The following is a 7485-nucleotide window of genomic DNA, read 5'->3' on the forward strand; positions in this document are numbered from 1 at the left end:
AGCCGCCGAAACAGCGGATACGGGTCGGCGTTGAGTTCGACGTCGTAGGGGTCGTAGAACACCTCACTCGCAGTCTGGACACCCATATGCCTGCAACTCCCTCCAACCGACGCATCCGACCGTTCGTCGGACGGACTACTGGTAAGTCAGGACAGCACGCCACTGGGAGCCGCAATAACCTAGACACGCACAACCCTGCTCATCCTCAGACTGCATCGTGCCCGGCTACCTCTCCGAAGTCCACCACGTCACCGACCACGCGAAATCCCGGCACCGACATCGACGGCCGACCCCGCACCAACACCTTCCACCACCGGAGAAAAACTCCTCCACGACGACGACGATGACGACGACGCCGCATAGGGGTTAGCGTGACTCCCGTGGAAGACCAGCGCACGTTGTTGTTGATGCGTCACGCGAAGTCTGACTACCCGCCCGGCGTCGCCGACCACGAGCGGCCGTTGGCGCCGCGAGGAATTCGCGAGGCCGGCCTCGCGGGCGACTGGCTGCGCGCCAACGCCCCGGCCATCGACGCCGTGCTGTGTTCCACCGCGACGCGGACCCGGCAGACGTTGGCCACCACGCGTATCGACGCCCCGGTGCGGTACAGCGAGCGGCTCTACGGCGCGACCCCGGGCACGATGATCGAGGAAATCAACGCCGTGAGCGAGGACGTCGGGACGCTGCTTGTCGTCGGTCACGAGCCGACGATGTCCGCGGTGGCACTCGGCCTCGGCGGTGCCGGCACCGATGTTGCCGTGGCGGAACGGATTTCGATCAAGTTCCCGACGTCGGCGATCGCCGTGCTGACGGTCACGTCGGGATGGAAGGGCCTCGAACTCGGCCGCGCCGCCCTGATCGGGTTCGAAATCCCGCGCTGACTCAGGAGTTCGTAGCCAGCGTCAGCTCCATCAGCTTGAGCGCCTGACCGCACGCGTCGATGCCGGGCGCCTGGGGGTTGACCCACCAGCCGACCACGCCGGCCGCGTCGCTGGCCACCCCGCACGCACCGTTCGGGTCGTCCGGGCGCATCACGATGGAATCGATCCCGGCGATGTTCCGCGTCTCGACCTTGTACTTGAGGAAATCGGCGACCTTGCGCTCGTTGCTCAGGCTGCCCTGCTCGAACCAGAACCGGGTGATGTCGATCAGGCCGGCCGGGTTGGCCGCCTGCCACCGGCAGATCGCCCCGACGAAGGTGCTCTGAATGTCGAGCGGATCCGCGCCCACCGTCTTGGCGAGGATGTCGCTGGTGAGCACCTCGCACTCCTTGAGCAGGTTCGGATACTGCTGCTGGGAGTTGTTGTTACGCGTCGGACCGCCGGCCTTCACGGCGTTACCGGCGACGGACCTCGAACATCCGGTCGACACGACGAGCGCGGTGATCAAGACGGCGACAAGGGCGCGGACGCTACTTCTGCTCATTTGGAGTTCGCAATCGACTGGCGCGCCAATTCCTTGGCTATGTCGCACGGCGGCGGGAACGGCTTCTGACTGAAGCTGATAGACCATTCGATGAAGTCGTCCTGGAATTGGATGCCCACCTCGCACAGCGAGTCACCCAGATTGGGCTCGTTCCCGATGGCGATGAAGCCGCCGTGGCCATTGATGTTGATGTCGTCGACGCTCGCGCGCGACAGCTCCTCGGTCTTGCGTTCACGCCCGATGGGACTGCCGCGATACCAGGAGAACGAAAAGTGCGGGCCGAGGATGCCGCCACCGGCCAGCCACTGGCAACCGACGGAGTTCCGGGCGGTGTTGATCAGGCCGGTCACCTTGGTCAGCTCCGCCACGGTCTGATCGTTGATGCCGCCGCACTGGGGAAACATCGGCCCGTGGTGGCCCTCCGAGTTTCCCGGCGCCGTCGACGACGTCGCGCCCGGTTTGTTGCTCCCGGAATCCGAGCACGCCGCAACCGTGGGGATCAGGATCGCCAAGGCTGTCGCCGCAACGGCCAGCGCCCTCGAGTTACGCCGCACCGCTACCCTGCTTCTTCTCAGCCTGCTGCCGGTCCACACGATGCACTGTAGCGGCAGCTCAGCAGGTCAACCACCGACGCGCCTGAGCAGGCGTTTCAGTCGCGTCACCGCATGCGGCGGCCGAGTTAGACCATCCGGCGGTTGCTGGCGGCCGCGGGACGCGCCGTGTGCGACAGTTACGAAATGCTCCTGGCACTGCTGCGCCAGTACATCCGGCCGTACCGGCGGCTGGTCGCGGCGCTTATGGTGCTCCAGCTCATCAGCACGCTGGCATCGCTGTACCTGCCGACGGTCAACGCCGCCATCATCGACGAGGGCGTCGCCAAGGGCGACACGGCCACCATCGTCAGGCTCGGCCTGGTGATGCTCTCGGTCACAGGCCTGCAGGTGTTGTGCGCGATCGCGGCGGTGTACTTCGGCTCGAAGACCGGCATGGGCTTCGGTCGCGACCTGCGCGCAGCGATGTTCGAACACGTCACCACCTTCTCCGAACACGAGACGGACCGCTTCGGCGCGCCCACGCTGTTGACGCGCAGCACCAACGACGTCCGCCAGATCCAGTACCTCGTTCAGATCTCGAGCACCGTGCTGGTCACCGCGCCCATCATGTGCATCGGCGGGATCGTGATGGCCATCCACCAGGAGGCGGCGCTGACCTGGCTGCTGCTGGTCAGCGTTCCCATCATGGCCGTGGCCAATTACTGGGTGATGTCGCACATGCTCCCGCTGTTCCGCAGGATGCAGGGCCTGATCGACGGCATCAACCGGGTGATGCGCGACCAGCTGTCCGGCATCCGGGTGGTGAGGGCGTTCGCCCGCGAAGGCTACGAGCGGGAGCGGTTCGGCCGGGCCAACGCCGCGCTGTCCGATACCGCGCTGACCGCCGGCAACTGGCAGGCGTTGATGTTGCCGGTGACCACGCTGACCGTCAACGTGTCCAGCGTCGCCCTGATCTGGTTCGGCGGGCTGCGCATCGATCGCGGCCAGATGCAGGTCGGGTCGCTGACCGCGTTCCTGGCCTACTTCACCCAGATTCTGATGGCGGTGTTGATGGCGACCATGACGCTGGTGGTACTGCCCCGAGCCTCCGTCTGCGCCGAACGGATCACCGAAGTTCTTTCGACCGAGGCCGCCGTCGACGACCCGCGGAGCCCGGTGTTCCCGCGCGGCGGGATCACCGGAATGGTGCGCCTGGCGGGCGCGACATTCACCTATCCGGGCGCCGACAGGCCCGTCCTGCAAGACATCTCGCTGACCGCGCGGCCCGGCACCACCACCGCCATCGTCGGCAGCACCGGCTCGGGCAAGTCGACGCTGGTGTCGCTGATCTGCCGGCTCTACGACGTCACCGGCGGCGCCGTCCTGGTGGACGACGTCGATGTCCGCGATTACCGCACCGAGCGGCTCTGGTCCGCGATCGGGCTGGTTCCCCAGCGCGGCTACCTGTTCTCGGGGACCGTGGCGGACAACCTGCGCTATGGCAAGGCGGACGCGACCGACGACGAGATGTGGCAAGCGTTGCGCGTGGCCGACGCCGACGGGTTCGTGCGCGCACACGATGACGGGCTCAGAATGCGAGTGGCTCAGGGCGGAATCAACTTCTCCGGCGGTCAGCGGCAGCGACTGGCCATCGCGCGGGCGGTCATCCGCCGACCGGCCATCTATCTCTTCGACGACTCGTTCGGCGCGCTTGACGTGCACACCGACGCGCGGGTGTGCGAATCGCTGAAGCGGATTACCGGTCAGTCCACCGTCATCGTTGTCACGCAACGGGTTTCGACCGCCGCCCAGGCCGACCAGGTGATCGTCGTCGACAGCGGGAGACTGGTCGGCACCGGCACGCACGAATCGCTGCTCGCCGACTGCGCCACCTATGCCGAGTTCGCCGACTCCCAATCGGTCAGCGCCGTCCGATCGGGCCAAGTCGGGGGCGCGCCATGACCGTGACGGCCACTCGCGGCTTGACCCCGGCCCCGGCCGGACGCTCCCGCGACTTCTGGGGTTCGGCCGCCCGGCTGGTGAGACGGCTTGCGCCCCAACGCCGGCTGAGCATCGCGGTGATCAGCCTCGGCGTGACCGGCACGGTGATCGGGGTCGTCGTTCCGCGAATCCTCGGCCACGCCACCGATCTGCTGTTCAACGGCGTCATCGGACGTCAGCTCCCCGCGGGCATCACCAAGGCACAGGCGGTCGCCGCGGCCAGGGCCAGGGGCGACAACACCTTCGCCGACCTTCTCTCGGGAATGAGCGTGGTGCCGGGCAGAGGCGTGGACTTCGCCGCGGTGGCACGAACCCTGGTGCTGGCGTTGGGTTTGTATCTCGTTTCCGCGCTGCTGATCTGGGCGCAAGCGCGCCTGCTCAACGTGACCGTGCAGCGCACCATGGTCGCGTTGCGTTCCGACGTCGAGGACAAGATCCACCGGCTGCCGCTGTCGTACTTCGATGGGCGCCAGCGCGGCGAGCTGTTGAGCCGGGTGACCAACGACATCGACAACGTGCAGTCGTCGCTGTCCATGACCATCAGCCAGCTCGTCACGTCGGTGCTGACCATCGTCGCCGTGCTGGCGATGATGCTGTCCATCTCGCCGCTGCTGGCCCTGATCGCCGTGGCGACGGTGCCGCTGTCGCTGGTGGCCACCCGCGCGATCGCGCGGCGCGCGCAGCGCCTGTTCGTGGCCCAATGGACGAGCATCGGTCGCCTCAACGCCCACATCGAGGAGACGTACAGCGGCTTCACGGTGGTCAAGACGTTCGGCCATCAGGCCGCCGCGCGCGAACAGTTCCGCGACCACAACGACGACGTCTACCGGGCCAGCTTCGGCGCGCAGTTCTTCTCGGGACTCGTGGCACCGGCGACGTCGTTCATCGGCAACCTGGGCTACGTGGCCGTCGCCGTGGTGGGCGGCCTGCAGGTGGCCACCGGCCACATCACCCTGGGCGGCATCCAGGCCTTCATCCAATACGTCCGGCAGTTCAACTCCCCGCTGAGCCAGGTGGCCGGGATGTACAACACCCTGCAGTCCGGCGTGGCCAGCGCGGAGCGGGTGTTCGATCTGCTCGACGAGCCCGAAGAAACGGCGGACCCCGAACCGACCGCCGACAGCGGGGCCACACATCGCGCCGGACGAGTCGAGTTCGAACACGTGACCTTCGGGTACCGCCCGAACACCCCGGTGATCCACGACCTGTCGATGGTGGCCGAGCCGGGCAGCACGGTGGCGATCGTCGGGCCGACCGGGGCCGGCAAGACCACGCTGGTGAACCTGCTCATGCGGTTCTATGACGTCGACTCCGGTCGGATCCTGCTCGACGGTGTCGACATCACCACCGTCAGCAGGCAGTCGCTGCGCTCGGGGATCGGCATGGTCCTGCAGGACACCTGGCTCTTCGACGGGACGATCGCGGAGAACATCGCCTACGGGCGGCCCGGGGCCGGCGCGGACGAGGTGGTGCGGGCCGCGCAGGCGGCTTATGTCGACCGGTTCGTACACACGCTGCCCGCCGGCTACGAGACCCGAGTAAGCGGAGGCGGCGGCAACATCAGCGCGGGCGAGAGGCAGTTGATCACCATCGCGCGGGCGTTCCTCGCCCGGCCGCGGCTGCTCATCCTGGACGAGGCGACCAGCTCGGTCGACACCCGCACCGAGGCGCTCATCGCCCGCGCCATGTCCGAACTTCGCCGCGACCGTACGAGTTTCATTATCGCGCACCGCCTTTCGACGATCCGGGACGCCGACCGCATCGTCGTGATCGAGGCCGGCCGGATCGTCGAACAGGGCAGCCACGCCGAGCTGCTGGCCCGGCGGGGCGCCTACTACGCCATGACCAGGGCCTAGTCCGACGCGGGGGTCGCTGCGACGTCACGTTGAGAATTTATTGAGGCAACGAAAAGGCCAAGATCGGAACCTTGTCCGCCTTGTGCGTGTTCGCCTGAGCGCCAGACCCGTTCGCGACAGGCGCCCCACGTCCTTGTGGCGGGGAACGCTTTTCATCACCCGCGGTGCGATCAGCGCCCAGCCGTCGAACACGCACAATTCGCGGGTCACTACCGAAATCGCAGGGATTGATATCACAATGGCAAGCTAGGACATCTCAAAGGTGCGCTGCGCAGGACCGGAAGGACCGATAGGCGATGGTGGACAAACGTCTCGAACTCGGTCTGCTCGGACCGTTGGAGATGAGTGTCGACGGCAGCCTGGTGGCCTTGGGCACTCCCAAACAGCGGGCGGTGCTTGCCATGCTGTTGATGAACCACAACAGTCCGGTCGGGGTCGACCGGCTCATCACGGCCCTATGGGACGACGAGCCGCCGTCGGGGGCACGGGCCAGCATCCATTCGTATGTGTCCAATCTGCGCAAGCTGCTCAGCACCGCCGGCATCGACCCTCGGGTGGTGCTGGCGGCGGCGCCGCCGGGATACCGGCTCAGTATCGCCGAAAACGCTTACGATCTCGGACGCTTCATCGCCGAAAAGACCGCGGGTGTACACGCCGCAGCCACCGGCAAATTCGAAGACGCCAGCCGGCACCTGGCGGCCGCGTTGGCGGAATGGCGCGGACCGGTGCTCGAGGACTTGCGCGAGTTCCAGTTCGTCGACACCTTCGCCACTTCCCTTGTCGAGGAAAAGATTCTGGTCCACGGCGCGAAGGCAGAGGCCGAAATCGCGTGCGGGCGTGCGTCCGCCGTGATCACCGAACTGGAGGCGCTGACCGCCGAACACCCCTATCGCGAGCCGCTGTGGGCGCAGTTGATCACGGCTTATTACCTCACCGACCGCCAATCCGACGCCCTGGCCGCCTATCGACGCGTCAAGACGACGCTCGCCGATGACCTGGGCATCGATCCGGGCCCGACGCTGCGGTCGCTCAACGAGCAGATCCTGCGGCAGGAACCGCTGGACGTGAAACGAACCGCCAAGACCGCCGCCGTCGACACGGTGACGGTGCTCGAACAACACACCATGGTGTCCGGGCAGAAGGCGATCGCTTACCTGCACGAGACGTCGGGACGCAGTTATCCGCTGCGAGCGGCGGCGACCCGGATCGGGCGGCTCCCGGACAACGACATCGTCCTCGACAGCCCGAAAGTCAGCCGCCACCACGCCGTCATCGTCGACACGGGGACCAGCTTCATCATCAACGACCTCCGGTCGTCCAACGGGGTCCACGTGCAGCACGAGCGGATCCGCTCGGCCGCCACGCTGCGCGACGGCGACCAGGTGCGCATCTGCGACCACGAGTTCACCTTCCAGATCGCCGCGGACACCCAGGTTTAGGCGCTCGACCGGGATCACCAGCCCAGGCGGATCGGGGTGTTTGTGGTGCGTGGGGGTGGGTGGGGGCTTACGGTCGTGGTTGCTGGGTGTGGGGTTGCGGGCAGGTGGTGCGCCCGGCAATTGTGGGGTGTCGGTGCTGTGGTGGTTGGGTGATAAGGATCAGCGATGAGTGATGAGCAGGCCTCGCGGGTGGGCACGGATTTCGGGCCCTATCACCTAAAGCGGCAAAAT

Annotated in this window: 6 protein-coding genes and 1 pseudogene; 5 read left to right on the plus strand and 2 right to left on the minus strand. The window is 66.7% G+C overall.

Going from position 1 to position 7485, the window contains the following annotated elements:
* Positions 1-196: 196 nt before the first annotated feature.
* Both A5691_RS29240 and A5691_RS24210 read left to right on the plus strand, forming a co-directional pair.
* Positions 197-363: pseudogene (locus tag A5691_RS29240) on the plus strand (hypothetical protein); the annotation flags it as partial.
* A gap of 17 nt (positions 364-380) precedes the next feature.
* Positions 381-881, plus strand: a complete 501-nt coding sequence (locus A5691_RS24210; RefSeq protein ID WP_156675517.1) for a histidine phosphatase family protein — start codon at positions 381-383, stop codon at positions 879-881.
* Between the two features lies 1 nt (position 882).
* Here A5691_RS24210 and A5691_RS24215 read toward each other — a convergent pair whose 3' ends face one another.
* Together A5691_RS24215 and A5691_RS24220 are read right to left on the minus strand one after the other, a co-directional pair.
* Positions 883-1425, minus strand: coding sequence for a DUF3558 domain-containing protein (locus A5691_RS24215; protein ID WP_067779649.1), 543 nt, complete (start codon positions 1423-1425; stop codon positions 883-885).
* Positions 1422-1979 (minus strand): DUF3558 domain-containing protein, encoded by a 558-nt coding sequence (locus A5691_RS24220; protein WP_067761192.1) that lies wholly within the window; start codon positions 1977-1979, stop codon positions 1422-1424. The genes A5691_RS24215 and A5691_RS24220 overlap by 4 nt, the downstream gene beginning before the upstream one ends.
* 183 nt (positions 1980-2162) lie before the next feature.
* On the opposite strand from A5691_RS24220, the gene A5691_RS24225 reads away from it, so the two are divergent.
* From A5691_RS24225 to embR, 3 genes are all read left to right on the plus strand, one after another.
* On the plus strand, positions 2163-3920 hold the full coding sequence (locus A5691_RS24225) for an ABC transporter ATP-binding protein (RefSeq protein ID WP_067779652.1): 1758 nt from the start codon (positions 2163-2165) through the stop codon (positions 3918-3920).
* Positions 3917-5815, plus strand: coding sequence for an ABC transporter ATP-binding protein (locus A5691_RS24230; protein WP_068015275.1), 1899 nt, complete (start codon positions 3917-3919; stop codon positions 5813-5815). Before A5691_RS24225 ends, A5691_RS24230 begins: the two co-directional genes overlap by 4 nt.
* Positions 5816-6111: 296 nt before the next feature.
* Positions 6112-7254 (plus strand): ATPase/transcriptional regulator EmbR, encoded by a 1143-nt coding sequence (gene embR, locus A5691_RS24235; protein ID WP_068015272.1) that lies wholly within the window; start codon positions 6112-6114, stop codon positions 7252-7254.
* Positions 7255-7485 lie beyond the last annotated feature (231 nt).

It is taken from the genome of Mycobacterium sp. E183, assembly GCF_001667735.1.
Taxonomy (GTDB): domain Bacteria; phylum Actinomycetota; class Actinomycetes; order Mycobacteriales; family Mycobacteriaceae; genus Mycobacterium.

Coding starts and splice junctions, on each gene's coding strand:
- A5691_RS24230 (WP_068015275.1), top strand. CDS start 3,917: ATGACCGTGACGGCCACTCGCGGCTTGACCCCGGCCCCGGCCGGACGC.
- embR (WP_068015272.1), top strand. CDS start 6,112: ATGGTGGACAAACGTCTCGAACTCGGTCTGCTCGGACCGTTGGAGATG.
- A5691_RS24215 (WP_067779649.1), bottom strand. CDS start 1,425: ATGAGCAGAAGTAGCGTCCGCGCCCTTGTCGCCGTCTTGATCACCGCG.
- A5691_RS24225 (WP_067779652.1), top strand. CDS start 2,163: ATGCTCCTGGCACTGCTGCGCCAGTACATCCGGCCGTACCGGCGGCTG.